The organism is Bradyrhizobium sp. Kon58, assembly GCF_055807455.1.
Window position 1 is genome coordinate 182,239 of the sequence record NZ_JBVVOT010000006.1, and the last position, 24,613, is coordinate 206,851.

The 24,613-nt window shown below is 63.8% G+C and carries 21 protein-coding genes; 6 read left to right on the forward strand and 15 right to left on the reverse strand.

Going from position 1 to position 24,613, the window contains the following annotated elements; genetic code table 11:
• Positions 1 to 16: 16 nt before the first annotated feature.
• The 8 genes from AC0L20_RS13765 to AC0L20_RS13800 form a co-directional block, all read right to left on the reverse strand.
• Positions 17 to 919 (reverse strand): SMP-30/gluconolactonase/LRE family protein, encoded by a 903-nt coding sequence (locus AC0L20_RS13765; protein ID WP_473289057.1) that lies wholly within the window; start codon positions 917 to 919, stop codon positions 17 to 19.
• A gap of 234 nt (positions 920 to 1,153) precedes the next feature.
• The gene (locus AC0L20_RS13770; RefSeq protein WP_473288952.1) at positions 1,154 to 3,859 is read right to left on the reverse strand and encodes a nitrate reductase; all 2,706 of its coding nucleotides are present in this window, start codon (positions 3,857 to 3,859) and stop codon (positions 1,154 to 1,156) included.
• A 15-nt stretch (positions 3,860 to 3,874) separates the two neighbouring features.
• The gene (locus AC0L20_RS13775) at positions 3,875 to 5,092 is read right to left on the reverse strand and encodes an NAD(P)/FAD-dependent oxidoreductase (RefSeq protein ID WP_473288953.1); all 1,218 of its coding nucleotides are present in this window, start codon (positions 5,090 to 5,092) and stop codon (positions 3,875 to 3,877) included.
• A gap of 10 nt (positions 5,093 to 5,102) precedes the next feature.
• Positions 5,103 to 5,531, reverse strand: coding sequence for a globin family protein (locus AC0L20_RS13780; protein WP_106942933.1), 429 nt, complete (start codon positions 5,529 to 5,531; stop codon positions 5,103 to 5,105).
• A 119-nt stretch (positions 5,532 to 5,650) separates the two neighbouring features.
• The gene (locus tag AC0L20_RS13785; RefSeq protein WP_473288954.1) at positions 5,651 to 7,030 is read right to left on the reverse strand and encodes an MFS transporter; all 1,380 of its coding nucleotides are present in this window, start codon (positions 7,028 to 7,030) and stop codon (positions 5,651 to 5,653) included.
• A gap of 337 nt (positions 7,031 to 7,367) precedes the next feature.
• Positions 7,368 to 8,162 carry an ABC transporter ATP-binding protein gene (locus AC0L20_RS13790; protein WP_473288955.1) on the reverse strand — a complete coding sequence of 265 codons (795 nt, stop codon included), beginning with the start codon at positions 8,160 to 8,162 and terminating at the stop codon, positions 7,368 to 7,370.
• 11 nt (positions 8,163 to 8,173) lie between these two features.
• Positions 8,174 to 9,070, reverse strand: coding sequence for a nitrate ABC transporter permease (ntrB, locus tag AC0L20_RS13795; protein WP_473288956.1), 897 nt, complete (start codon positions 9,068 to 9,070; stop codon positions 8,174 to 8,176).
• Positions 9,071 to 9,130: 60 nt separating this feature from the next.
• Entirely contained in the window at positions 9,131 to 10,450 is a 1,320-nt protein-coding gene (locus AC0L20_RS13800; protein ID WP_473288957.1) for a CmpA/NrtA family ABC transporter substrate-binding protein, read from the reverse strand.
• Between the two features lie 670 nt (positions 10,451 to 11,120).
• Between AC0L20_RS13800 and AC0L20_RS13805 the strand changes: the two genes are divergently transcribed.
• Both AC0L20_RS13805 and AC0L20_RS13810 read left to right on the forward strand, forming a co-directional pair.
• A complete protein-coding gene (locus AC0L20_RS13805; protein ID WP_354163151.1) occupies positions 11,121 to 11,960 on the forward strand; it encodes a formate/nitrite transporter family protein in 840 nt (279 codons plus the stop codon).
• A gap of 55 nt (positions 11,961 to 12,015) precedes the next feature.
• Positions 12,016 to 13,752: a bifunctional protein-serine/threonine kinase/phosphatase gene (locus AC0L20_RS13810; protein WP_473288958.1), complete on the forward strand. Its 1,737-nt coding sequence runs from the start codon at positions 12,016 to 12,018 to the stop codon at positions 13,750 to 13,752.
• Between the two features lie 23 nt (positions 13,753 to 13,775).
• Here the strand turns inward: AC0L20_RS13810 and AC0L20_RS13815 are convergent, their stop codons facing one another.
• Together AC0L20_RS13815 and AC0L20_RS13820 are read right to left on the reverse strand one after the other, a co-directional pair.
• On the reverse strand, positions 13,776 to 14,450 hold the full coding sequence (locus tag AC0L20_RS13815; protein ID WP_473288959.1) for an NAD(P)-dependent oxidoreductase: 675 nt from the start codon (positions 14,448 to 14,450) through the stop codon (positions 13,776 to 13,778).
• Between the two features lie 39 nt (positions 14,451 to 14,489).
• On the reverse strand, positions 14,490 to 15,359 hold the full coding sequence (locus AC0L20_RS13820) for an SDR family oxidoreductase (protein WP_473288960.1): 870 nt from the start codon (positions 15,357 to 15,359) through the stop codon (positions 14,490 to 14,492).
• Positions 15,360 to 15,461: 102 nt separating this feature from the next.
• On the opposite strand from AC0L20_RS13820, the gene AC0L20_RS13825 reads away from it, so the two are divergent.
• Positions 15,462 to 16,355, forward strand: a complete 894-nt coding sequence (locus tag AC0L20_RS13825; protein WP_473289058.1) for a LysR family transcriptional regulator — start codon at positions 15,462 to 15,464, stop codon at positions 16,353 to 16,355.
• Positions 16,356 to 16,385: 30 nt separating this feature from the next.
• On the opposite strand, the gene AC0L20_RS13830 is transcribed toward AC0L20_RS13825, so the two are convergent.
• Positions 16,386 to 17,303 carry an intradiol ring-cleavage dioxygenase gene (locus tag AC0L20_RS13830; protein WP_473288961.1) on the reverse strand — a complete coding sequence of 306 codons (918 nt, stop codon included), beginning with the start codon at positions 17,301 to 17,303 and terminating at the stop codon, positions 16,386 to 16,388.
• Positions 17,304 to 17,474: 171 nt separating this feature from the next.
• Between AC0L20_RS13830 and AC0L20_RS13835 the strand changes: the two genes are divergently transcribed.
• Complete coding sequence (locus AC0L20_RS13835) at positions 17,475 to 18,749, forward strand: serine hydrolase domain-containing protein (protein ID WP_456765373.1); 1,275 nt, start codon at positions 17,475 to 17,477, stop codon at positions 18,747 to 18,749.
• A gap of 49 nt (positions 18,750 to 18,798) precedes the next feature.
• On the opposite strand, the gene AC0L20_RS13840 is transcribed toward AC0L20_RS13835, so the two are convergent.
• From AC0L20_RS13840 to AC0L20_RS13855, 4 genes are all read right to left on the reverse strand, one after another.
• Positions 18,799 to 20,118, reverse strand: a complete 1,320-nt coding sequence (locus tag AC0L20_RS13840; protein WP_473288962.1) for a TRAP transporter large permease — start codon at positions 20,116 to 20,118, stop codon at positions 18,799 to 18,801.
• On the reverse strand, positions 20,115 to 20,630 hold the full coding sequence (locus tag AC0L20_RS13845) for a TRAP transporter small permease (protein ID WP_456765374.1): 516 nt from the start codon (positions 20,628 to 20,630) through the stop codon (positions 20,115 to 20,117). The genes AC0L20_RS13840 and AC0L20_RS13845 overlap by 4 nt, the downstream gene beginning before the upstream one ends.
• A gap of 84 nt (positions 20,631 to 20,714) precedes the next feature.
• A complete protein-coding gene (locus AC0L20_RS13850) occupies positions 20,715 to 21,713 on the reverse strand; it encodes a TRAP transporter substrate-binding protein (protein ID WP_473288963.1) in 999 nt (332 codons plus the stop codon).
• A 369-nt stretch (positions 21,714 to 22,082) separates the two neighbouring features.
• Positions 22,083 to 22,316, reverse strand: a complete 234-nt coding sequence (locus AC0L20_RS13855; RefSeq protein ID WP_007607722.1) for a hypothetical protein — start codon at positions 22,314 to 22,316, stop codon at positions 22,083 to 22,085.
• Between the two features lie 138 nt (positions 22,317 to 22,454).
• Between AC0L20_RS13855 and AC0L20_RS13860 the strand changes: the two genes are divergently transcribed.
• Together AC0L20_RS13860 and AC0L20_RS13865 are read left to right on the forward strand one after the other, a co-directional pair.
• Positions 22,455 to 22,799 (forward strand): DUF1236 domain-containing protein, encoded by a 345-nt coding sequence (locus AC0L20_RS13860; RefSeq protein WP_027568825.1) that lies wholly within the window; start codon positions 22,455 to 22,457, stop codon positions 22,797 to 22,799.
• Between the two features lie 347 nt (positions 22,800 to 23,146).
• Entirely contained in the window at positions 23,147 to 24,604 is a 1,458-nt protein-coding gene (locus AC0L20_RS13865) for a sensor histidine kinase (RefSeq protein WP_473289059.1), read from the forward strand.
• Positions 24,605 to 24,613 lie beyond the last annotated feature (9 nt).

A 24,613-nucleotide genomic window follows, 5' to 3' on the forward strand; every position in this document is an offset into this window, starting at 1 on the left:
GCAACCGCCATCGCGCTCAAGAGTTCAATACGCCGATGTCGGCGACCAACACGCTACCGGTCGCGGACTCCGTGATATAGAGCCGATCTTTCTTCGTGCCACCGATCGCGACATTGGTGCAATTCGGCCCGGCACACGATTTCACCCGCGCAATCAATTCGCCGTTGGGCGCGAACACGAAGACATGGCCGAGCGAGGCGTGACCCACGAACAGCCGGCCCTTGGCATCCATGGTCAAGCCATCGGGGCCACTGGTACCGAACAGCGAGCAGAAGCGGCCGACCTTCGACACGCTGCCGTCCTTCATGAACGGCAACCGCCACACCGCGTTGTCGCGCGTCATCGCGACGAACAGCACGGTCTCGGTTGGATCGAGCACCAGACCATTCGGACTGATGCCGGTATCGATCAGGCAATCCAGCCGGCCGCCTGGCGTCAGGCGATAGACGCGGCCGCTCGGGTCATGCAGGCCGGTCTGTCCCTGGTCGGTGAAATAGATGTCGCCGTTGGACGCGAGATGCAAATCGTTGCAGCCGCGGAAGGACTCCGAGTTGCGCGAGGTCAGCACCGGCGCCATCCGCCCTGCCTTGGCGTCGAACTCCATGATGCCGTTCCTGTAGTCGGCGACCAGGATACGGCCGTCGGCCGCGATCTTCAGCCCGTTCGGCCAGCCCTCATATTCGACCGCCAGCGACCATTCGCCATCAGGCGCAATGCGGAATATCCGGCCGAAGGGAATGTCGACGATGTAGAGATTGCCATCCCTGTCGAACGACGGCCCTTCGATGAAGGAGTCCGTCGGCACACCCGGCCGGTTGGCATCGGCCCAATCCGTCCGCTCGCCCTTGCGGCGGAATTTGTCGGGCATGGCGGAGAATATTCTGGTCTCGATCAGGCGCGGCGGCGTTTCCAGGTACATCATTGTTTTTTTTATCGTTGTTGATGGGAGAGCGCGGCACCATAGGGCACAATGGGGCCTGCGTCGATTGGGCGGAGGCATAGCGCCCCACCCTCGCTGTCATTCCCCGCGAAAGCGGGGAATCCAGTACGCCGTGGCCTTACCGCTTGATCACAGGCGTCTCGGCGTACTGGATCGCCCGGTCAAGCCGGGCGATGACGGCGGAGTATGCGGCGACGAGCGAGAAAGTCGCCTCTACCCCGCCGCGCCTGCGCGCTTGGTCTGCTTCGCCGGCGCCACCTCGGTCGTCGCGATCAGGCGCTTCAGCTCGGGGATGCAGGAGCCGCAATTGGTGCCGGCCTTGAGCTTTGCGCCGATCTCGGCGGCCGTGCGCGCGCCTGCGACGATGGTGTCGCAGATGGTGCCGCGGCCGATGCCGAAGCAGGCACAGACGACCGGACCGGTCGAAGCCGCGCCCTCGCTGGACTTGCCCGACAGCAGCATACGCCGCTGCTCGTCGGTGACGTGGTCGGCGACGAACAGGCTCTTCACCACCTCCCAGTCGCCGGCATCATGCGCGGGGCCGACGAACAGGCAGGTTTCGATGCGGTCGCCGGCAAACGACGCCGCGCGGTAGACGCCGCCGCCGAAATCGCGATAGTCGGCGACGTCCTCGCCGGCAACGCCACCGAGCCAGGCCGGCCAGCGCGACAGATCCGCATTGTCGGCGAAGAGATAGCCGAAGCCGCCGGTAACAGTGACGCGGGTCCACATCAGGTTCGGCGGCAGCTCCAGCTGCTTGCGCGACAACGCAAAGCCGCGGAAGACGTATTCATAAGGCATGATCGCGGCTGGTGTCGCCTTGGACTCCGGCTGCCCCGAGAACGGATCGGTGAACGGTGCAACCAGCGCCCCGACGCGACCGTGTGAGGCGTTCATCGCACTCCAGTGGATCGGCGCGAACAGCGTGCCGCGCTGCTGGCGGTCGCTGACGACGGCCTTGAGAGTGCACTGGCCATAGTCGGTCGTGATGCGGGCATAGCCGTCATGGACAATGTTGTATTTGTTGGCATCGTCGGGATGAATCTCGACGAACGGCTCGGGCAGATGCGCGCCGAGCCGCTGGCTGAGGCCCGTGCGCGTCATTGTGTGCCACTGGTCGCGGATGCGCCCGGTATTCAGCCGCAGCGGCCGCGACGGTCCGGTCTCGCCACGCAGCGCCGGCACTTCCGGCGCGACGAAGCGGCCCTTGCCGTCGTTGGTGAAGAAGCCGCCGGCCGCGAAGAAGCGCTCGCCGGGCGCCTCGCCTTCGCGCGCGGGCCACTGCACGGGCTTCAAGGCGTCGAAGCCCTCGTCGGAGAGCGAGGTCAGCGCGCCGATATCGAAATCGCGGCTGCCATCGTTCTCGAACGCCGAGAGCGCGGCGTGCTCGCGAAAGATGTCGGCTGCGGATTTGTAATTAAAACTGTCGCCGAAGCCGAGGCGTTTTGCGGTTTCGCTCACGATCCACCAGTCCGGCCGCGCCTCGCCGGGCGCCGGCAGGAACGAGCGCTGGCGCGAGATGCGGCGCTCGGAATTGGTCACGGTGCCCGACTTCTCGCCCCAGGCCAGCGCGGGCAGCAGCACGTGCGGGCCGGCATCGACCGTATCGTTGGAGAGCACGTTCTCGGAGACCACGAAGAGCTCGAGCTTCTTGAGCGCCTCGCGCACGAAGTCCGCGTCGGGCAGCGACACCGCGGGGTTGGTGCCCATCACCCACAGCGCCTTGACCTCACCGCGGTTGATGGCTTCGAATAGCTGCACCGCCTTCAACCCTTCATGGGTGGCGATGCGCGGCGCCTTCCAGAACCGCCGCACGCGATCGATGTCCGGCGGCGTGAAGTTCATGTGCGCGGCGAGCTGGTTGGCGAGGCCGCCGACCTCGCGGCCGCCCATCGCGTTGGGCTGGCCGGTGAGCGAGAACGGCGAGGCGCCGAGCTTGCCGATGCGCCCCGTTGCGAGATGGCAGTTCAGGATTGCATTGACCTTGTCGGTGCCCTGCGCCGACTGGTTGACACCTTGCGAGTACAGCGTGACGACGCGGGGCGTGTCACGGAACATCTTGAAGAAGGTCGCAACGTCCTGCTCGGAGAGGCCGGTCGCCAGTGCGGTGCCGGTGACGCTGCCGGCGATGCTGCGCGCGCGCGCCAGCGCGTCGTCAAAGCCCGACGTGTTTTGCGCGATGTAGTCCTGATCCAGAGCGCCATTGTCGGCAAGGTGAACGAACAGGCCGGCGAACAGCGCCGTGTCGGTGCCGGGCTTGAGGCCCAGGAACAGATCGACGTCGGTCGCGGTGTCGGTGCGGCGCGGATCGATCACGATCATGCGGGCGCCGCGCTCCTGCCGGTTCTTCAGCATGCGCTGGAACAGCACGGGATGGCACCAGGCGGCATTCGAACCGACGAACACCAGAAGATCAGCCTGATCGAGATCCTCGTAGCAGCCGGGCACGGTGTCGGCGCCGAAGGCGCGGCGATGACCGGCGACCGAGGACGACATGCAGAGCCGCGAATTGGTATCGACGTTGGCCGTGCCGACAAAGCCCTTCATCAGCTTGTTGGCGACGTAATAGTCCTCAGTCAGGAGCTGGCCGGAGAGATAGAATGCGACCGCGTCGGCGCCGTCGCGCGCGACGATATGCTGCATGCGGTGAGCGACGTGATCGAGCGCATCGCTCCAGGCGACGCGTTCGAGCACGCCCTTGCAGCGGATCATCGGATAGAGCAGCCGGCTTTCCAGCCCGACGGTCTCGCCGAGCGCCGAGCCCTTGGAGCACAGCCGGCCGAAATTGGCAGGATGATCGGGATCGCCCGCGATCGCCGCGCCGCCCTTGCCGTCCGGCGTCGCGAGCACGCCGCAGCCGACGCCGCAATACGGACAGGTCGTCTTGGTGGCACGGAGCGTGGGATCGATCGCCGTCATATCAAGCCGCCTCAATCAAGCCGCTTTGGAAGGACGCGCGAGCGCGCGGCCGAACATCATGTCGGCGCGGATCGTCGCCACCTTTTCGCGGTTGCGGATCAGTTCGAGATACCAGAGCGCATCAACGGTATCGCCGATCAGCAGGGCGCCGGTGAGCCGGCCCTCGGCGATGACGAGCTTCTTGTAAGTGCCGCGCCTGCGGTCCGACAGCACGAGGCTCTCGCTGCCCTCCCCGCCCATGAAGTCGCCGGCGGAGAACACGCTGACGCCCGACACCTTCAGATTGGTCGAGACCACGCTGCCCTGATAGGCCGCGGGACGGCCGGAGAGATGCCGCGCCAGCACCCGCGCCTGCTCGTAAGCAGGCTCGACGAGGCCGTAGCAGGTGCCGCGATGCTCGGCGCATTCGCCGAGCGCGTAAATATCTGGTGACGCCGTCTGCATCTCGTCGTTGACGACGATGCCGCGGTTGACGGCGATGCCGGCGTCCTTTGCCAGCGCGATGTTGGGCCTGATTCCGGCGGCGAAGATCACGGCATCGGCCTCGATGCGGCTGCCGTCGGCAAGCTCGACCGCTTCGACATGGCCCTCGCCGTGGATGCGCGCTGTGGATGCATTGAGCAGGATGCGAATGCCCTTGCGCTCGACCAGCGTCTTGAGCAGGTCGGCGGCCGGCGCATCGAGCTGGCGCTCCATCAGCCGATCCATCAGGTGCAGCAGTGTCACGGGCGCTCCGGCCTTGGCGAGGCCATAAGCCGCTTCAAGTCCGAGCAGACCGCCGCCGACCACGACGACGCGCTTCCTTGCGGCAGCGAGCGTCAGCAGCAGATCGACGTCGCGGGTGTCGCGGAAGGTGTGCACGCCGGCGAGATCGGCGCCTGGCACGTTGAGCCGCAGCGGCGTCGAGCCGACGGCGAGCACGAGCTTGGAATATTCCATGCTCTCTTCGCCTTCGATCTTGAGCTCGCGTCGGCCGGTGTCGATCTCGGTAACGCGATAGCCGTAGCGCACCGTGACGCCGCGATGGCGCCACCAGTCGGCAGGCCGCAGCTCGATCTCGTGCGAACCGGTCTCGCCGGCCAGCACGGAGGAGAGCAGAACGCGGTTGTAAGCGAGCCGCGGCTCTTCACCGATCACGGCGACCGCGTAGCGGCCGAGCGAGGTCTTGGCGAGCTCATCGACCAGACGCGCGGCCGCCATACCGTTACCGACGATGACCAGCGGTTCACTCACAACGCATCTCCTATTCGGCGGCCTGCGACTGTGCGCCGTAGGCCTCGGAAATCATGTAGCCGGACAACACGCCGTAGGCGTCAGTCCAGGCGGTAGCGAGTTCGGGCGTCCAGGCTTCGCCGAGGCCCTTCTCCAAGGTCCACAGCAAGGTCGCGCCGACCACGGGGTAGTGCTCGGCCTTGGCGCCGTAGGCGACGTGACGCTTCGCAAGCGCCGAGGCCGCGGGAAGAATCGAGTCCAGGTTCGACAGACCGCCAACGACGGCGGCGAGCATGCCCATCAGCTTCTTGCGCTGCTCGGTCATGTCCTCGGGAAACATCGCGCGCACGGACGGTGCGACTTCGAACAGGCGATCGTAGAATAGCACCGCGGCTTGCGCGGAAATCGGCGCGACCTTGGCGAAGCTCTGCTGGACGAGGGTGATCTGTTCGGGCGTCATGATGTTCTCCTGCCTGTTGGGTTTGCCTTGGTGCGCGCCATTGCGAACCAGGTTCATTGTCAAACTGTCGGGCAATGCTTCTCCCCGCGTACGGGGAGAAGCGAGATTCGTACCAAGTGTTAGACACGCGCTCCGGCGAGGCTTGCCGCGCCTTCACCCTGCGGGCTGCGACGCAGATAGAACCACCAGGTCAGCGCGAGGCAGGAGGCGTAGAAGCCGAGATAGATCGCGAGCGCGAGCTGCGGCCCGCCGGTCAGGGCGATCGACTTGCCGAACCCGGTCGGGATCAGATAGCCGCCGACGGCGCCGACCGCGCCGATGAAGCCAACCGCAGCACCGCTCTCGATGCTCGCCGTCTTCAAGGCGGCCGCGCGCTCCGCATCGCCCTTGCCGCGCACCCTGAACAGATTCTGCTCGCGGAAGATCGAGGGGATCATGCGATAGGTCGAGCCGTTGCCGATGCCGGTCGTCACGAACAGGACCAGGAACATCGACAGGAAGCCGATGAAATCCTTGTGCCCGACGAAGTAGAGCACGCCGATCGTCGCGCCTGCCATCACGATGAAATTCCAGAATGTGATGACCGAGCCGCCGATCCTGTCGGCAAGCCAGCCGCCGAGCGGCCGCGACAGCGAGCCGACCAGCGGTCCCAGGAACGCGATCGCAATTGTGACTTGCGGGAACTGGGTCTTGATCAGCAGCGGAAATGCCGCCGAGTAGCCGATGAAGGAGCCGAACGTGCCGATATAGAGATACGCCATGATCCAGGTGTGCTTGCGCTTGACCACGGCGAGCTGGTTCTTGATCGACGACTTGGCCGTGCTCAGGTTGTTCATGAAGAACACCGCGCCGAACACCGCGATCGCGATCGGCAGCACCCACATCAGGCCGGCGTTCTGCAGGAAAACACCGTCGACAGGGGTTGCCTGGAACAGGTTGATGACGGCGAGCGTCATCAGGATCGGGGTCAGGAGCTGCACGCTGGAGACGCCGATATTGCCGCCGGCCGCATTCAATCCGAGCGCCCACCCCTTCATCCGGTCGGGGAAGAAGAACGAGATGTTGGTCATGCTGGAGGCAAAATTGCCGCCGCCGAGACCGGCGGTCGAGGCAATCAGGAGCATCAGCCAGAACGGCGTGTCGGGCTGGCCGACGAAATAGGCCAGCGAGAGCGTCGGAATGAACAGGATCGCCGCGCTGAAGATGGTCCAGTTGCGACCGCCGAAGGTCGTCACCGCGAAGGTATAGGGAAAGCGCATCAACGCGCCGATCAGCCCGGGCACCGCAACGAGCTGGAACAGCTGGTCGGTGGTGTAGTGGAAGCCCGCCTGCGGCAGCTTGGTGGTGACGATGCTCCAGATCAGCCAGACCGAGAAGCCGATATGTTCGGCCACGATCGACCAGATCAGGTTGCGTCGCGCGATGGTCTTGCCGCCCGCATTCCAGAACGCCTCATCTTCGGGGCGCCAGTCAGAAATCCAAGTTGGATTCTTCGTCATTGAGTATCCCTTCCAGGCTCACCGCTGCGTCGTTGCAGGCTCAGCCTCCGGCCACGGAGGCGCGCTCCGAGGCTTCACCCCGGTGGCGAGTTGCGATGCTGATTGATGATGTTGAGGGACGTCGTCGTTGGCGTCGCAGTTGGTGTTTCAATTTCCGTGCCAATCGGACGCATTCCGGAAACGCAAGAGATTCAGGAGCTTGTTCGTAGTGCTCCGAATTTTCGCAGGACTATTTCGCACGCAAATTTTGCGATTCGCTCAATCCCTGTGCGGCGCACAAGGATTGAGCTTGATGATTCAAAATTAGGCGTTGCGTCAGCATCCGTTGGTGACGCGTTTACGCGGCCTCGACGAAGCGGTGACGCTCATAGAGGAATTCGAGCACGCGCTGCCGGCACTTCAGGTAAGTGGTGTTGGTCGCGAGCTCGAGCCGCTTGCGCGGGCGCGCCAGTGGCACCTCCAGCACCTCGCCGATGCGCGCGCTCGGCCCGTTCGTCATCATGACGATACGATCGGACAGCAGCACCGCCTCGTCGACGTCGTGGGTGATCATCAAAATGGTGTTGCCGAGCTTCTGATGCAGCGCCATCACCGAATCCTGCAAATGCGCGCGGGTCAGTGCGTCGAGCGCGCCGAAAGGCTCGTCGAGCAGCAACACTTTCGGCTCCATGGCCAGCGCGCGGGCAATGCCGACGCGCTGCTTCATGCCGCCGGAAATTTCCGAGGGCCGCTTGTCCTTGGCATGGGCCATCTGCACGAGGTTGAGATTGTGCATGACCCAGGCGTCGCGTTCGGCGCGTTTCTTGGTCTTGGCGAAGACCTTGTCGACGCCGAGCCGGACGTTCTCGTACACGGTCAGCCACGGCAGCAGGCTGTGGTTCTGGAACACCACCGCGCGATCCGGCCCCGGCGAGTTCACCTCGCGGTTCTCCAGCAGCACGCCGCCGGTGGTGGCGTTGGTCAGGCCTGCGATGATGTTGAGCAGGGTCGACTTGCCGCAACCGGAATGGCCGATGATCGAGACGTATTCGCCCTTCTGGATGGTGAGATTGATATCCTTCAGCACCTCCGTGGAGGCCGCGCCGCGGGTAAAAACCTTGTCGATGTGGTCGAGCTTCAGATAAGCGGTCATGTGCTTCCCCTTCAGTTCAGCGCGGTGCCGCGGGTGACGATCTTGCCGGCGCCGGCGATCAGGCGGTCGAGCACGAATCCGATGATGCCGACATAGAACAGCGCCAGGATGATTTCGCTGATATGCGAGGAGTTCCAGGCATCCCAGATGAAGAAGCCGATGCCGACGCCGCCGATCAGCATCTCGGCCGCAACGATGGCGAGCCAGGACAGACCGATGCCGATGCGAAGCCCCGTGAAGATGTAGGGCGCGGCGGCCGGGATCATGATCTTGACGAAGAATTCGAGCGGGTTGAGCTGCACCACCGCGGCGACGTTGCGATAATCCTGCGGGATGTTGCGGACGCCGACCGCGGTGTTGATGATGATCGGCCAGATCGAGGTGATGAAGATGACGAAGATCGCAGACGGCTGGCCGTCGCGGAACGCGGCGAGCGACAGCGGCAGCCAGGCCAGCGGCGGGATCGTGCGCAGCACCTGGAACAGCGGATCGAGCCCGCGCATCGCCCAGACCGATTGCCCGACCAGCACGCCAAGCGCGATGCCGGCAATCGCCGAGAGCGAATAGCCGAAGGCGACGCGCTGCAGGCTGGCGGAGAGATGCCAGAACAGCCCCTTGTCGATACCGCCATGATCGAAGAACGGATCGAGGATCAATTCCTTGGTATCCTTGAACACCTTCGACGGCGGCGGCAGTGCCGAGCCGGCGCGGCGGCAGACCAGCTCCCACACCAGAAGCAAGAGCGCGATCACGACCAGCGGCGGGATGACGCGCACGGCAGTCTCCCGCGCCATCCGCGCGTAAGTCTCCGAACGCGGCGGCCGCTTCGGCGTCATCGCGACGACCGGCGCGGCAGCGCTCGCGGGCTTCGCGGTCTCAACCTCGATCTTGGTAGCGGGCATGTTCATCGCAATATCTCTCCGGCTGCAAAAGACGGTGCGGCCGCCCGCAGGCGGCCGCTGGCTCCATCAGACTTCGACGCGTTTGATCGCGAGCGACTTCAGATAGGCAGCCGGATTTTCCGGATCGAACACCTTGCCGTCGAAGAACGTCTCCTTGCCGCGCGAGGTGGAGGTCGGGATCTCCGCGCTTGCGATGCCGAGCGTCTTGGCCGCGTCGCGCCACATGTCTTCGCGGTTGACCTTGGCAATCAGCGCCTTGGTGTCGAAATTCGCCTCGTACTTGCCCCAGCGAATGTCCTCGGTGAGGAACCAGAGGTCGTGGCTCTGGAAGGGATAAGAGGCGAAGTCGCGCCAATACTTCATGATGTGCGGCGAATTCTCGACCACCTTGCCCGGAAGGCCGTAGTCGAACTTGCCGGCGGTGCGGTCGAGTACGTCTTCGACGGGGCAGTTCATCCACTGCCGCTTGCCCATGATGGCGGCAAGCTCGGCCTTGTTCTCGGCCTTGTCCGACCACTGCTGCGCTTCCATCACCGCCATCAGCAGAGCCTTCGCGGCCTTCGGATATTTGTCGACGAAGGCTGCGCGCATGCCGAAGGATTTTTCCGGGTGCTTGTTCCAGAGCTCGCCGGTCGTGATCGCGGTGTAGCCGATGTTCTGGTGGATCAGTTGCAGGTTCCAGGGCTCGCCGACGCAGAAGCAGTCCATCGTGCCGACCTTCATGTTGGCTACCATCTGCGCCGGCGGCACCACGATGGTCTCGATGTCCTTGTCCGGATCGATGCCGCCGGCGGCAAGCCAATAGCGGAGCCAGAGGTCGTGCGTGCCGCCGGGGAAGGTCATCGCGGCCTTCACGGGCTTGCCCGAGGCCTTCTTCTTCTCCAGCGCCGCCTTGAAGGGCGTGGCGTCGACGCCGAGTTTCAGGTCGGCATATTCACTGGCGACGGAGATGCACTGGCTGTCGAGATTGAGCCGCGCCAAAATGTACATCGGCGTCGGCTGGTTGTTCTGCGTCACCTTGCCGGCCGAGATCAGATACGGCATCGGGGTCAGGATATGCGCACCGTCGATGCCGTTGCCTTCGGAGCCGAGCACGAGATTGTCCCGCGTGGTGCCCCAGGAGGCCTGCTTCTGCACGTCGGTGTCGGGCATGCCGTATTTGGCGAACAGGCCCTTGTCCTTGGCGACGAACAAGGGGCCGGCATCGCTCAGCGCGATGAAGCCAAGCTTTGCGCCCTTGACCTCCGGTCCGGCGTCCTGCGCGAAGGCGCCGGCGGGGAAATTCAGCTTCACGGCGGCCAGGAGTGCGGCGGTCGAACCGGCGGCCTTCAACAATTGACGGCGGCTGAGGCCAGTGTCCGACGGCCGGCGGGTGCGCTTGGTCATAGGCGGTATCGTCCTTTGCGTCGTTGCAGAATGATTGTGTCAGTGCACACGAGCAGCCCGTCCGTCCGGCGACGCCTGAAGCAGCGCATGCGAACGCGCGACGGGGAGACCCCCGTCTGGTGGCGTCGGCAATTCGGATGAGAAGTCTCGCGGGACGGCTTCAATGGCGTCGGCTTGGAACTATTCAAGCTTCATGCCAAGCGTGACGAAGCCGAAAACAAATTAATATCAATAGCTTGTGGGCGCCGCGCCAGTCTGTCGCAGGCCTGTCCCGCTCGTGAAATTTGCGGCCTGCCCAACATTTGTGCGGCGCACAAGTCTTGTGCAGCCGCTCAAGCAACAGGCCACTCGGCCCGCAAAAGCCGGGTCAGGAAAAGTCGTATCTTATTGATATCGCTGGTTTCTTATAGGCCACGCGCCCGGCACGCAATTTGCATTTGAGTTCGCGTCAACGAAGACTGCGGCTCGACCGCAATGCTGCAGCCTCAGGCGGCTGCAGCACGGAAGCTCATCTGCTTCGCGGCTCTCCCGGCTTCATCCTCGTGACGCGATTCCCAGAGCTTCCAAATCTCTCCGGCTTACGCGCGGCAACCAGCCCGCACGGCCAATGATGTTCAGTCGCGCTCACGCAGAGTGTGTCGATCTCACAAGGAAGCAAAAGGAACCATTGATGTCGTATCTCGCGCCTTCGGAATTCGTCACCAAGATGGTGGATGCGGGCGAGTCCAAAGTCTTCATGTCCACCCGCGATACCATCATCCGCGCCTATATGGCCGGCGCCATCCTCGCGCTCGCCGCCTGGTTTGCCGTCACCATCAACGTGAACACGGGGCAGCCGCTGATCGGCGCGCTGCTGTTCCCGGTCGGATTCTCTATGCTCTATCTGTTGGGCTTCGACCTTTTGACCGGCGTGTTCGTGCTGGCGCCGCTGGCGCTGATCGACAAGCGCCCGGGCGTCACCTTCGGCGGCGTGCTGCGGAACTGGGGCCTCGTCTTCGTCGGCAATTTCGCAGGCGCCCTGACGGTGGCCTTCATGATGGCCTTCGTCACGACTTTCGGCTTCACACAGGATCCGGACAAGGTCGGCACGGCGATCGGCAATATCGGCGAAGGCCGCACGCTCGGCTATGCCGCGCACGGCGCAGCCGGCATGGCGACGCTGTTCATCCGCGGAATGCTCTGCAACTGGATGGTCTCGACCGGCGTCGTCGGCGCCATGATCTCCACCTCGGTCCCCGGCAAGGTCATCGCGATGTGGATGCCGATCCTGGTGTTCTTCTACATGGTGTTCGAACATTCCGTCGTGAACATGTTCCTGTTCCCCTCCGGCCTGATGCTGCACGCGAAATTCTCGATCATGGACTATTTGATCTGGAACGAGATCCCGACCGTGCTCGGCAATCTCGTCGGCGGCCTCGCCTTCACCGGCATGACTCTCTATGCCACGCACGTCTTGACCCAGCCGAAGCGCCAGGCGGGCAAGGCCTCGTCGCCCCGTGTCGCCGCCTGATACGTCTCGACAGGAGAGCCTCGCCCGATCAGGGTGAGGCTCCCCTTTGCCGGTGATGACGATGACCCGCGGACTTCAGATCTCGGTCGGCCAGCATTCCGACAAGGGTCGCAAGCCCATCAACCAGGATTTTCACGGCGTCCTCGTTCCGGACGAGCCGATGCTCAGCCTGAAGGGCATTGCGGCCGTCCTCGCCGACGGCATCTCGAGCAGCACGGTGAGCCAGATCGCCAGCGAGTCGGCGGTCAAGAGCTTCCTGATGGATTATTACTGCACGTCGGAATCATGGACGGTCAAGACCTCCGCCCGTCGCGTGCTGGACGCGACCAATTCCTGGCTGCACGCGCAGACGCGCAAGAGCCAATATGCCTATGATCGCGACAAGGGTTATGTCTGCACCCTGAGCGCCATGGTCATCAAGGCGACCACCGCGCACATCTTCCACATCGGCGACTGTCGCGTCTACCGCGTGGCGGGCAAAGCGCTCGAGCAGTTGACCGACGATCACCGGATCATCGTGTCCTCGGAACAGACCTATCTCGGCCGTGCGCTCGGCATCAATCCGCAGCTCGAGATCGACTATCAGAGTTTCGAGATCGAGACTGGCGACACGTTCCTGCTGGCGACCGACGGCGCCTATGAATTCGTCGACGCGCGTTTCATCACGAGTGCGCTCAGCGAGCATGCAGCAGAGCTCGACGGAGCGGCGAAGGCGATCGTCGAGGAAGCCTATCGGCGCGGCAGCGACGACAACATCACGGTCCAGATCCTCCGCATCGATGCGGTGCCGCAGCGCGAGCCAGCCGGCATCTTCAACCAGACCTCCCAGCTGCCGCTTCCCCCGCTGCCGGAGCCGCGGGCACTCTTCGATGGCTACAGGATCGTCCGCGAAATCCACGCCAGCAGCCGCAGCCACATCTACCTTGCCGTCGACGCGGTGACCGAGGAGCCGGTCGCGCTGAAGCTCCCGTCGATCGATTTGCGCGACAATGCCGCATACCTCAAGCGCTTCCTGATGGAGGAGTGGATCGCGCGCCGGATCGACAGCCCGCATGTGCTGAAGCCGTTGTCGCAGTCGAAACGGCGCGGCTATCTCTATGTCGCGACCGAATTCGTTGAAGGTCAGACCTTGCGGCAATGGATGACGGACAATCCACGCCCCGATCTCGAAACCGTCCGCGGACTGGTCGAGCAGATCGCCGCGGGCCTGCGCGCCTTCCACCGCATGGAAATGCTGCATCAGGACCTCAGGCCCGACAACATCCTGATCGACAAGACCGGCACCGCGAAGATCATCGACTTCGGATCGGTCAAGGTGGCAGGCGTCGCGGAGGCAGCGCCACAGGACGAGGCCGACGAAATTTTGGGAACGGTCCAGTACACGGCGCCGGAATATTTTCTTGGGCAAGGCGGCTCGCCGCGCTCCGACATGTTTTCGCTGGCCGTGATCTGCTACCAGATGCTGACGGGAAAGCTGCCCTATGGCACCCAAACCGCGAGGATCCGGCGCAAGGCGGACGTGCGGAGGCTCAAATATCGCGCGGCCGACGACGACAGCAACGTGCCTGCCTGGGTCGACGGCGCGCTCAGACGTGCGCTCCATCCGGATCCCTACAAGCGGCACGAGGATCTGTCCGAATTCGTGTTCGAGCTTCGCACGCCCAATCCGGCCTATCTCGACACGCGGATCACGCCCCTGCTGGAGCGCAGTCCGCTGATGTTCTGGAAATTGACCACGGCGGCGCTCGCCTGCGTCGTCGTGGTCCTGCTTGCGATGTTGCACGCGCGCTGATCAGGAGTGTCGCCACGCAAGCGTCACCACGTGATGAGTGGAGAGCGACGCAGCCAGGTATCGGCGCGCACCTGATCGAGCACGAATGTCGCGACGTCTTCGCGCGCAATGCTGCCGCCATGGAAGGCCGAAAGATCCGTCAGGGCCCGGACCGAGCCGCGGCCGGGCTTGTTGTTCAGGATCGAGGGGCGAACCAGGACCCAGTCCAGCCCGCTCTCTCTGACGATGGCTTCCTGCCGGTTCTTGTCGGCGTACACCTTCTTCAGGAGAAGCGGAAAGATCACATTGTCGGCGACAAAGCCGCCGTGCCCGGCACTGTCGCCAGCGCCCATTCCCGTGATGCAAACCAGCCGCGAGACCTGCTCGGCCTTCATCGCGCTCACGAGCGCGCGCGTCGCGGTGGAGAGAAGCGTCACCTCGCGGAACGGGCTCACCGGTGTACCCAGCGCACTGACCACGGCCTCACGGCCTTTGAGGGCTTCGCGCAGGGCTGTTTCATCGCGGGCATCTCCGACGATGAGCTTCGCCCCCGTGATGTCACGTGCCTTCTCGGCGGAACGCACCAGCACGGTGACGTCGTAGCCTCGCGCCACCGCCTGGTTGACGATCAGGCGACCGGTGGCACCGGTCGCGCCAAGCACCAATATCTTCGTTGCGCCTTCCGGAGCCGCCGGAACAGTCGCGGTTGAAGGGATCATGATAGCATTCCTCGTTGTCGTGATGGGGACGTGCCCGTGTCAGGCAGTGGCCGCGATCTCGGCGACGAAGTCGCGATAGGAGCGCAGCGGGCGGCCCAACAGCGCGGTCAGCCGCTCGACGTCGCCGGCCTCGGGGACCATTCCCTCGGTGAGGAAACGCTCGCTCATCAACCGCATGTCGTAGGCCATCCAGCTTGGCATGAACTGCCGGAGATTCTTCTCGAAGCCGGCGGTATCGTCACCAGGATAGGCGATCGTGCGGCCCAGCACCTCCGACCAGACGGCGGCGGCTTTGGCGCCGGTCAGCGTATCAGGACCGACGAGATTGATGCGGTCGAGCGCAAGCGGCGTTGCGGCGCGCTCGCGACGGATGAGCTCGATGGCCGCGATCTCGCCGATGTCGCGCGCATCGATCATGGCGAGCCCCCTGCTCCCGATCGGCATCGGATAGATGCCGTATCCGGTCACCACGTCCTTGATCGTGACATCGTTGTTCATGAAGTACGCCGGGCGCAGGATGGTGGCGTTGAAGCCCATCTGCTCGATCATCCGCTCGACGCCGAACTTGCCGGCAAAGTGTGGAACGTTGACGTAGCGATCGCTGTGGATCACCGAGAGGTAGACGACCCGCTCGACGCCAGCCTCGCGGGCCACGTTGAGCGCGATCAGCGCCTGCGTGAATTCATCCGGCACCACCGCGTTGAGCAGGAACAGGGTCGAGACGCCCTTGAACGCGCTGCGGAGCGCGTCGACGTCGAGCAGGTCGCCCTGCACGACGGTGACGCCTGCCGGGAGGTTTGCCTTGGCAGGCTCGCGGGCGAGAGCACGGACATCGGCGCCGCGCTTGACGAGCTGTTCGACGACGTGGCGGCCGATGGTGCCGGTTGCACCGGTAACGAGGATGGTCATGGGGATCACTCCGGGTTGGGTCAGAAGACATCCGGGAAATTAGTGATCCACAAAAGAACCGATAGCCGCTATATTTGGACAGACTGTCTCACCGGTGGAACAATGGACCTGCTCGCACTCGCCGATTTCAATCTCGTTGCCCGGCACGGCGGGTTCGGACGGGCCGCACGGGCCGCCGGCCGCCCGAAAGCCACCCTGTCCCGGCGGGTCGCCGAGCTGGAGGCCGCCCTCGACCTCCGCCTGTTCGAGCGCGGCGCGCGCACCCTGAAACTCACGCAGGAAGGGCGCGCCCTTTACGAGCGGACGGGAGCCTTGCTCACCGAGCTCGACGAGACGGCGACAGCAATCGCGTCGGGTGGGGACAAGCCGCGGGGGCGCTTGCGGATTAGCGCGCCTATGCTGTTCTCGCAGACTGCGATGGGAAACCTCGCGGCCGGGTTCGCGCTCAGATACCCGGAGGTCCGTCTTGAGGTCACGACGGAAGATCGCTCCGTCGACATGGTGGAGGAAGGCTATGACCTCGTCATTCGGGTCAATCCCGATCCGGATGACAGCCTTGTCGGACGAATCTTTCTGCGCGATCGGCTGGTGGTGGTGGCGAGCCCGAATCTGAAACGGCCGAGGGACAATCTCGCTGTGCCGGCTGTCATGCGCGGAGCGGGCGACCGGAAAACAAGCTGGGACGTGACGGTGCCAGGCGGACAATCGCGCATCGCGATTGACCCCGTCCTTCGCCTGTCATCGCTCGTCATGGTCCGCGATGCGGTCCGGGCGGGCGTCGGCGCCGCCCGCCTTCCGGTATCACTGGTCAGTCACGACGTGACTGCCGGCACGCTGGTGCATTGGGGCGACATCGAGGGACCGGAGATCGCATTGTGGACACTCTATCCATCGCGCCGGCTCCTGAGCGCGCGCGTATCCGCCTTTCTCGACTACATGAAAGAAGCCTTTCCGATGGGGACGCCTGACGAGCTGGCGGCCTTCATCGGGCGATGAGAGGGCGGGCGCGCTGCTCGCGCCTGACGGTCAGGCGTGCTCTTCCGCCTTCGTCCCCAGCGGCTTCGGCGCCATGCCGCCGCCGGGCTTGAGGTGGAATTCGTAGCTCATCAGATGCCACTGCCCGTTCGCCTTGCTGCCGTCGGGCATCGCCGCATCGTTGCGCGGCTCGACCTTGGCGACGAGGTCGTCCTTCACGCCGAACACCACGTCGGAATCCAAATATTTGTCGCCGTCCATGAAGACGTGGGTGATCAGCGGCTCGTAGCCCTTGGCATTGACCAGGAAGTGCACATGCGCCGGACGCATCGGGTGGCGGTTGGTCTGCACGATCATCTCGCCGACCGGGCCGTCGGTCGGGATCGGATAGCTGCACGGCAGGATAGTGCGGAAGAAGAAGCGGCCATCGCTATCGGTGATGAAGCGCGCCCGCGCCGAGGCGCCGACCTCGTCATAGTTGGGCTTCTGCGAGTCGTAGAAGCCGTCATCGTCAGCGTGCCAGACGTCGACGGGGACATTCGCGAGCGGCTTGCCATTGAGATCGGTGACACGGCTCTGCACGAACATCCGTTCGCCGGTTTGATTGTTCGGAGAAATGTCGGTGCCATGCGCCGTCACCTTGTGCTCGCCGACATAGAACGGCCCGAGCACGGTGGTCTGGGTGGCGCCCTCGCGCTCGCGATGGTTGACCGCGTCGACCAGCATGGAGACGCCGAGCACGTCGGACAGGAGGATGAACTCCTGGCGGGTGTCCGTGCATTTCTGGCCGGTGCGGGTCAGAAAATCGATGGCGTATTCCCATTCCGCGAAGGTGAGGCCGGTCTTGCTCACGTAATCGTGCAGCGACTTCACCAATTCCTGGAGCAGGAATTTCGCGCGCGGGTCGGGTGTCTGGTCAAAGCTCCGGACGACGGCTTCGGTGAGTTCGGTTTCGTTGAACTGGGTCATGGTGCGTTTGCCTGCGTTTTCTCATTGGCCCGTTGGGGATCTTTTGGGCTGCTTGGAGGCGTTCCGAAGTGAAGCCTACACCAAACAGCCGGCCGGCGTTAAGCGCGACCGGCTTGGAATGAGACCGCCTTTTCGGCTATCAACGGCGGACAAAACTGCCCGGAGGAACTGATGCTCGCCCCCACCCCCGCCTCGCCCGAATCCGTGGGCATGTCCAAAGCCGCGCTCGACCGTGTCGATGCGCATCTGAAGAGCCGGTACATCGATGCCGGTCGCTTCCCGGGCACGCATCTCCTGGTCTATCGGCGTGGCAAGATCGCCCACAGTACGGTGCAGGGTTTTGCCGACGTCGAGCGCAAGCTGCCCGTCAAGGACGACACGATCTATCGCATCTATTCCATGACCAAGCCGCTCACCAGCGTCGCCTTCATGATGCTGGTCGAGCAAGGCCTCGTCGCGATCGATGAGCCTGTCGCCAAGTACATTCCGGAATGGAAGGATCTCGGTGTGTTCGTCGCCGGCACTGCGCCGTCCTTCCTGACCCGGCCGCCGTCGCGGCCGATGCTGATCGTCGACCTCCTGCGCCACACCTCCGGCCTCACCTACGGCTTCCAGCAGCGCTCGAACGTCGATGCCGCCTACCGCGCTGAAAAGATCGGCGAGGTCGAGAAATCCGGCACGCTCCAGACCATGATCGAGAGCCTTGCCAAAATCCCGCTGGAGTTCTCGCCGGGCGAGGCCTGGAACTACTCGGTTTCGACCGACGTGCTCGGCTACCTCGTCGGCAAGATCTCCGGCGTACCCTTCGAGCAGTTCCTGAAACAACGCATTCTCGATCCACTCGGCATGACCGACACTGATTTTCACGTGCCGGCTTCCAAGGCCCACCGGTTCGCCGCCTGTTACTCGGCCGACCCGGGTGGCGGCATGACCTTCCATGCCGGCCAGCGTCGCGAGGGACTGACCTTGCAGGATGATCCGACCAAGAGCTCGTTCCTGTCACCGCCGTCCTTGATCTCGGGCGGCGGCGGGCTGTGCTCGACGACGGCCGACTATCTCACCTTCTGCCGCGCGCTGCTCAACGGCGGCGAGCTCGGCGGCGTCAGGCTGATCGGGCCGAAGACGTTGGCACTGATGACGGCCAACCACATTCCGGGTGGACGCGCGCTGCCGGAAGTGTCGCGCTCGTTGTTTGCGGAAGCTGCCTATAACGGCATCGGCTTCGGCCTCGGCTTCGCCGTGACCATGCGCCCGGCCGAGACGCTGGTCGCCGGCAGCCCCGGTGAATACAATTGGGGCGGCGCGGCCACGACGTCGTTCTGGATCGACCCGGCCGAAGAACTGATCACCATCTTCATGACGCAGGTGCTGCCGTCGAGCGCCTACCCGCTCCGGCGCGAGCTGCGCAGCATGGTCTACGCCGCGATCACCGAGAGCAATCTCTAGACAAAATGCACCGATCCCGCGGCATCAGAGCCGCGGGATCAAGCTTCGCTCATTTCAACATCTCCGGCACGATCAGGCGCGGCAGGAACAGCGACACGCCGGGCCAAATGATGAGCGCCGCCAGCACGAGCAGCATGGGGATCAGCATGATCACCGTGTCCTTCAGCGCATAGCGCAGCCGCACCCCGGCGATCGAGCAGGCGATCATCAAGCACAGGCCATAAGGCGGCGTCACCAATCCGAAGGCCAGCGAGACGATCGAGATGATCGCAAACTGCACCGGATGAAGGTCCACCGATTTCGCCAGCGGTTCGAGAACGGTACCGACGATGATGATCGCCGGAATGGCGTCGAGGAAGCAGCCCACCACCAGAAAGCAGAGCGCAATGAAGAAGCCGGCCCCGATCGCGCCCATGCCCCAGGTCGAGACGTTGGCCAGCAGCTCCTGCGGGATCCTGTAATAAGCCAGCAGCCAGCCGAACGCGCTCGCGGTGCCCACGCAGAACAGCGCGACACCCGCGAGACGGCCGGTGTCGAGCAAGGCCTTGTAGAGCTCGCGCGCGCCGGTTTCACGGTAAAAGAATGTCGATAGCGCCACGGAATAAAGCACCGCGACGCAGGCGGATTCGGTTGCGGTGAACCACCCCAGCAGAATGCCGCCGACAATGATGAACGGCGTCAGCAGCGCCGGTATCGAGCGCCAGATGGCGCAGCACATCTCCCTCCAGGTGTCCTTCGGGTAGGTCGGGTAACCTCGTCGCACGGCATAGATATGCACTGTCGCCATCTGCGCTCCCGCGATCAGCAATCCCGGCACGATGCCCGCGAGATACATCGCGGCGATCGAGGTCGAGATCAGTCCGCCCCACACGATCATCAGGATCGAGGGCGGGATGATGACGGCGAGCACGGCCGAGACCGCGGTAATGGCGATCGAGAACGAGAGGTCGTAACCCTCCTTGGTCTGGGCATCGATGAAGATCTTGGACTGGCTCGCCGCATCCGCGGTGGAGGAGCCGGAGATGCCGGCAAAAAAGACCGACAGCACGACGTTGATCTGCGCCAGCGACCCCGGCCAGTGCCCGACCATCGAGCGCGACAGCGCGACCAGCCGGTCGGTGATGCCGCCGATGCTCATCAAATTGGCGGTGAGCAGAAAGAACGGCACCGCCAGCAGGATGAACGAATTGTAGGCGTTGAAGGTTTCCTGCGCGAGCGTCATCAGCGACAGATGCGGCTCGATCAGCAGGATCGGCACGCAGGCAAGGCCAAGCGCGAAGGCGACCGGCACGCGTATGATGAGCAGGCCGACGAAAGTCCCGAACAGGACCATCGCGGCCTGTCCGGCAGAAAGAACATTACCGCTCATTGATTGGCCCCAACCAGAATCCGCATCTCGTCGACAATCTGTTCACCGGCGAACACGATCCAGGTCACGCCGGCAACCGGCCAGGCGACGTGGATCAGCCAAAGCGGCAGATCGGCCAGCTCCGACGTCCTGTTCCAGGCAAAGCGGGTGAACTCGATGCCGGCGGACACGAACACCAGCGCCAGCGCCAGCACGCCGAGCCGCGCGAGAATCCGCACCATGGCTTCGCTTCGGCGTGACAGGTCAGGCCAGACGTCGACTTCAAAATGCTGCGACTCTCTGATGCCGACCATGGCGCCGATCATGATCGTCCAGATGAACATGAACCGCGCCATTTCCTCGGTCCAGATGTAGGACGGAATCAAAGGCGTGTAGCGCGAGATGATCTGCAACGTGACCGGAATGACCAGAAGGCCGACAGAGGCGGCGAGCAGGATTTCCAGCAGTTTTGCATAGGCCGCCGTTGCTCGGCGCCATGGCGACGGGTTCGGTGGCATCGATATTTCGGTCATTACGACTCCGGGGGATCACAATCACGCAATGGGGCAAGCCGTCCGGCTTGCCCCGACGTCCTGTCGCGTGGGCGGCGACAGTTCTCAGACCACGTTGATCTTCTCGAAAATGCCTTCCGCGCCGATTTCCTTGGCGTAGGTGGCCATCACGGGGTCGGCGAGCTTCTTCATGGCGTCCCGCTCCTCGAAGGGAACGCGCTTGAGCTTGCCGGCCTTCTCCAGCGTGTCGAGCTTGACGACCTCTTCGCTCGACTCCAGCTGACGGCCGTAGTCGCCGGCCTCCTTGCCGGCCTTCATGATCGCGTCCTGCAAGTCCTTGGGCAAGGTCTTCAGCGTCTTCACCGAGAAGCAGATCGGCCGGATCGACACGGCGTGTTGGGTCAGGTTGAGATGCGGAGCCACTTCGTAGAACTTCATCGCCTCGACGCCGGCCGCCTCGTTCTCGCCGGCCGCTATCACGCCATTCTGGATCGCGTTGTAGATTTCGTTATAGGCGATCACCGTTGGGCTCATGCCCACGGCCGCAAAGGTCTTGGACCAGATCGGCGCGCCCTGCACGCGCACCTTAAGTCCCTTAAGGTCGGCGAGAGTCTTGAGCGGCTTGTTGGCGAAAATGTTGCGGATGCCACCGCCGGAATAGCCGATCAGAACGACCTCGGCCTTGGCCGCGACTTCGTCGGCGATCGGCGCCAGGATATTGGCTTCGACGACCTTGTTCATGTGCTCGATGCCCTTGAACACGAAGGGCGCGTCGATGAACGGGGCCGCCTTGGCGAAGGTCGACATGTGAGCCGGCGAGACGATGCCGTAATCGACGGCTTTGCCCTGCGACATGTACTCGAAATACTGCTTTTCGAGGCCGAGCGAGGAATTCCTGTGCAGCGTGAAGTTGACAGGCTTGCCGTAGTACTTCTTGACCAGCTCTTCGAACCGGAGCAGTGCCCGGTTGAAGGCGTGGTCGTCGTTGAACTGGACCGCGCCGTTCAGCGTAATCGGCGACTGCGCCCGGATGATCGACGGCATGCCGATCGCAGCCGCCGCAGTGGTCGCACTGATCCCAGCGAGAAATGATCTTCGCTTCATCGTCTCCCCTCCCTTTGATGCTCCGGCCCTGTCGCCGGGCCGTGAGCGCAGCCGGTATGCGGCTTGCGAGAGAGAAGCGTATGGAAAACGTCGGCGCGACGGAAGTCATTTCGCGTGCGCGGGAGGTCCTCTTCGTCGCAGGGCCACCCTTTTTTTCGCGAACTGCTGCACTGCAACTTGCTGCGCGGCAACTGGGGGCCTTCGACCCTCGCAGGCGACAGACGGCTTGCGGACCTGTGCGCTGCACGCACAGACCCGCTCGCCTTCCACTGTGCCTTAATGCAAATGGCCGATCAGATAGATGCCGCCGCCGATCACCAACACGGCCGGCACGGCCCAGAGAATCAGAACTGGCATTTGTCATCCTCCTCAGTTGGACGTGCAGACCTTGACGGTCTTCATGCCGCTTTCAGCCTCGGTGCGCGACTTGTAGATCGTGCCTGACGGGCTGACGACGGTCATGGACGTGTCCGTCGGCTTCTTGTCGACGATCGTGCACTTCTTGGTCTTGACGTCCTGCACGACGTAGAACTCGTCGGCCGCGAACGCCGGCAGGGATATTGCGGCAAGCATCAGTGCTGCAGTTACTATCTTCAACTTCATTTGTCGTCCTCCTCCAGAGCCCGAGCCGTTCAGCCCGGTCAGCTACAAACGGGAAAAAGAGGCAATTTGTTCCCTGAGCCGGGAACGCAGTCAGTGATGAGGGGTTGTTGCGGCGCATATTCAAACGAGGAGAACGAGATGAAGAAGTTGTTCCTGCTTTCCGCCGCGGCGGTCCTGATGTCGACCGGTGCTTTCGCGCAATCGACCGTCGTGACGACGACCGGGACCGGCCACGCGGCGGCCGTTCAGATCGAGCCGCAATACCGAACCAAGATCAAATCCTACGTCACCGAGCACCGCATTCGCCCGGTGACGACGAAGGAAAAGATCGTGGTCGGCGCGGCCGTGCCGAGCGATGTCGAGCTCGAGGCCGTTCCCGCAGACTGGGGTCCGTCGCTGACCAAGTATCGCTACGTCTACTCCGGCGATCGCGTGATGCTCGTCGATCCCGGCTCGCGCACCGTCGTTCAGGAAATTGATTGATCCAGGTGCAAGGGGGGCCGCCTCGAAGGCGGCCTCCCTCTCTGGGAGTTGACGTCATGAAATCGTATCGAGAGGCCCGGATCGCCGGGCTCAGCCTGGCGGCCGTGTACGCCATGTGCCTGCTGCTGACCGCAATCAGCATGAGCTGAGGCGCAGCCGCCGACTGCGCTGCAAATCTTGTCCCTGGGCGGGCTCGTCCGGACGCGAAAATTATGGCGCGGCGCAAATCCCGCCCTTATGGTCTCCCAAAATCATAAATCCGGCGCTCCCTTGCGCTGGAACCGGGACGCCTGCGTTTGTCAAAGCTCACTTTGCCGGTCCGGCTCGCTCTTCTGGTCACGGGAACGATGTTGCCGCTGATCGTCTTCGCGGTCGGTATTGCCGTTTACAATTACAAGCAGGACCGCAACGACGCGACCCGCCGCGTGCTGGAGAACGTGCGCAGCATGCGCCTCGTGCTGGATTCCGAGGTGCAGCGGATGACCGGCGGCCTGCAAGTGCTTGCGCTGACGAATTCGCTGCGCAACGACGACTTCCAGAACTTCCGCCGCATCGCCCTCGGCTTCGTGGACCAGTACGGCAAGGGCGGCCTGGTGCTGATCTCCGATCGCAAGGGCCGACTGTTGTTCTCCTCCGCGACGGACGACACCGCCAGCCTGCAGCCACGCGGCCACCTGGAGATCATCGAAAAGGTGTTTGCGACCAAGTCGCCGCAATATTCCGACCTGTTCACCGGCGCGATCAACAGCCGGCAGGTGCTCACGGTCGAGGTTCCGGTGCTCCGCGACGGCGAAGTGATCTACGACCTCTGCTTCAGCCCGCCGGTCAGCATCTTTCAGGATCTGGTCGAGAAGCAACGGCCCGACCGGGAGTGGACGGTTTCCCTGCTCGACACCAGGGCCATCGTGTTCGCGCGCACGCCGAACCCTACGGAGACGTTCGGCAAACGGGCTACCGGCACACTGTATGAGAGTATGTTGCGCACGCCGGAGGCCGCGCTCTCGACGGTTTCGCTCGACGGTATTGCGTTGTCCACCGTCTATACGAGGTCGCGGCTGACCGGCTGGACCATCGTGGCCGGCGTCGCCGAGAGCTCGCTGATCGCTCCGCTCTGGCGCAACATCGCGATCACCAGTTTTATCGGCGGCATCCTGCTGCTGACCGGCCTGACCTTCGCGGTCAGGATGGCGACCACGATCGCGCGCGGCGAGATGCTGCACGATCTCCTGATCGACGAGCTCAACCATCGCGTCAAGAACACGCTCGCCCTGATGCAGGCGATCGCGGTGCAGACCTTCCGCAGCGCCAGCCGGGACGAGCGGACGAAGTTGGAGGGTCGGCTCGGAGCGCTGGCCGAGGCGCATAATTTGTTGAGCCAAGAAAAATGGGCAGGCTCCGAGCTGCGGGACGTGATCACCCGCGCGCTCCAGCCGTTCCTACTGAACAATCCAGAGCGCATCCGCATGGCCGGACCCGCGGTGCCGCTGTCGCCGCGGCTCGCCGTGGTGCTGTCTATGATCGTGCACGAGATCGCCACCAACGCTGCAAAATACGGTGCGCTGTCCAACGAGACCGGCCGGGTGACGCTGGAGTGGGAGGTCCTTGCCGAGGCGCCGAAGCCGCGGCTGCGCCTGATCTGGACCGAGATTGGCGGACCGCCGGTGACGGCGCCGGTGCAACGCGGCTTCGGCTCGCGCCTGATCGAGCGCAGCGCACGCGACCAGCTCGGCGGCGAGGCAACGGTCGACTTCCTGCCGCGCGGCGTGGTCTGCACGGTGATTTGCGCGCTGGACGAGGCGCGATGAGCGGAGGCC

Coding starts and splice junctions, on each gene's coding strand:
- AC0L20_RS13770 (WP_473288952.1), bottom strand. CDS start 3,859: ATGACGGCGATCGATCCCACGCTCCGTGCCACCAAGACGACCTGTCCG.
- AC0L20_RS13855 (WP_007607722.1), bottom strand. CDS start 22,316: ATGAAGTTGAAGATAGTAACTGCAGCACTGATGCTTGCCGCAATATCC.
- AC0L20_RS13845 (WP_456765374.1), bottom strand. CDS start 20,630: ATGACCGAAATATCGATGCCACCGAACCCGTCGCCATGGCGCCGAGCA.
- AC0L20_RS13785 (WP_473288954.1), bottom strand. CDS start 7,030: ATGACGAAGAATCCAACTTGGATTTCTGACTGGCGCCCCGAAGATGAG.
- AC0L20_RS13830 (WP_473288961.1), bottom strand. CDS start 17,303: ATGACCCAGTTCAACGAAACCGAACTCACCGAAGCCGTCGTCCGGAGC.
- AC0L20_RS13800 (WP_473288957.1), bottom strand. CDS start 10,450: ATGACCAAGCGCACCCGCCGGCCGTCGGACACTGGCCTCAGCCGCCGT.
- AC0L20_RS13835 (WP_456765373.1), top strand. CDS start 17,475: ATGCTCGCCCCCACCCCCGCCTCGCCCGAATCCGTGGGCATGTCCAAA.
- AC0L20_RS13815 (WP_473288959.1), bottom strand. CDS start 14,450: ATGATCCCTTCAACCGCGACTGTTCCGGCGGCTCCGGAAGGCGCAACG.
- AC0L20_RS13810 (WP_473288958.1), top strand. CDS start 12,016: ATGACGATGACCCGCGGACTTCAGATCTCGGTCGGCCAGCATTCCGAC.
- AC0L20_RS13765 (WP_473289057.1), bottom strand. CDS start 919: ATGTACCTGGAAACGCCGCCGCGCCTGATCGAGACCAGAATATTCTCC.
- AC0L20_RS13865 (WP_473289059.1), top strand. CDS start 23,147: ATGTTGCCGCTGATCGTCTTCGCGGTCGGTATTGCCGTTTACAATTAC.
- ntrB (WP_473288956.1), bottom strand. CDS start 9,070: ATGAACATGCCCGCTACCAAGATCGAGGTTGAGACCGCGAAGCCCGCG.
- AC0L20_RS13820 (WP_473288960.1), bottom strand. CDS start 15,359: ATGACCATCCTCGTTACCGGTGCAACCGGCACCATCGGCCGCCACGTC.
- AC0L20_RS13805 (WP_354163151.1), top strand. CDS start 11,121: ATGTCGTATCTCGCGCCTTCGGAATTCGTCACCAAGATGGTGGATGCG.
- AC0L20_RS13825 (WP_473289058.1), top strand. CDS start 15,462: ATGGACCTGCTCGCACTCGCCGATTTCAATCTCGTTGCCCGGCACGGC.
- AC0L20_RS13790 (WP_473288955.1), bottom strand. CDS start 8,162: ATGACCGCTTATCTGAAGCTCGACCACATCGACAAGGTTTTTACCCGC.
- AC0L20_RS13860 (WP_027568825.1), top strand. CDS start 22,455: ATGAAGAAGTTGTTCCTGCTTTCCGCCGCGGCGGTCCTGATGTCGACC.
- AC0L20_RS13850 (WP_473288963.1), bottom strand. CDS start 21,713: ATGAAGCGAAGATCATTTCTCGCTGGGATCAGTGCGACCACTGCGGCG.
- AC0L20_RS13780 (WP_106942933.1), bottom strand. CDS start 5,531: ATGACGCCCGAACAGATCACCCTCGTCCAGCAGAGCTTCGCCAAGGTC.
- AC0L20_RS13840 (WP_473288962.1), bottom strand. CDS start 20,118: ATGAGCGGTAATGTTCTTTCTGCCGGACAGGCCGCGATGGTCCTGTTC.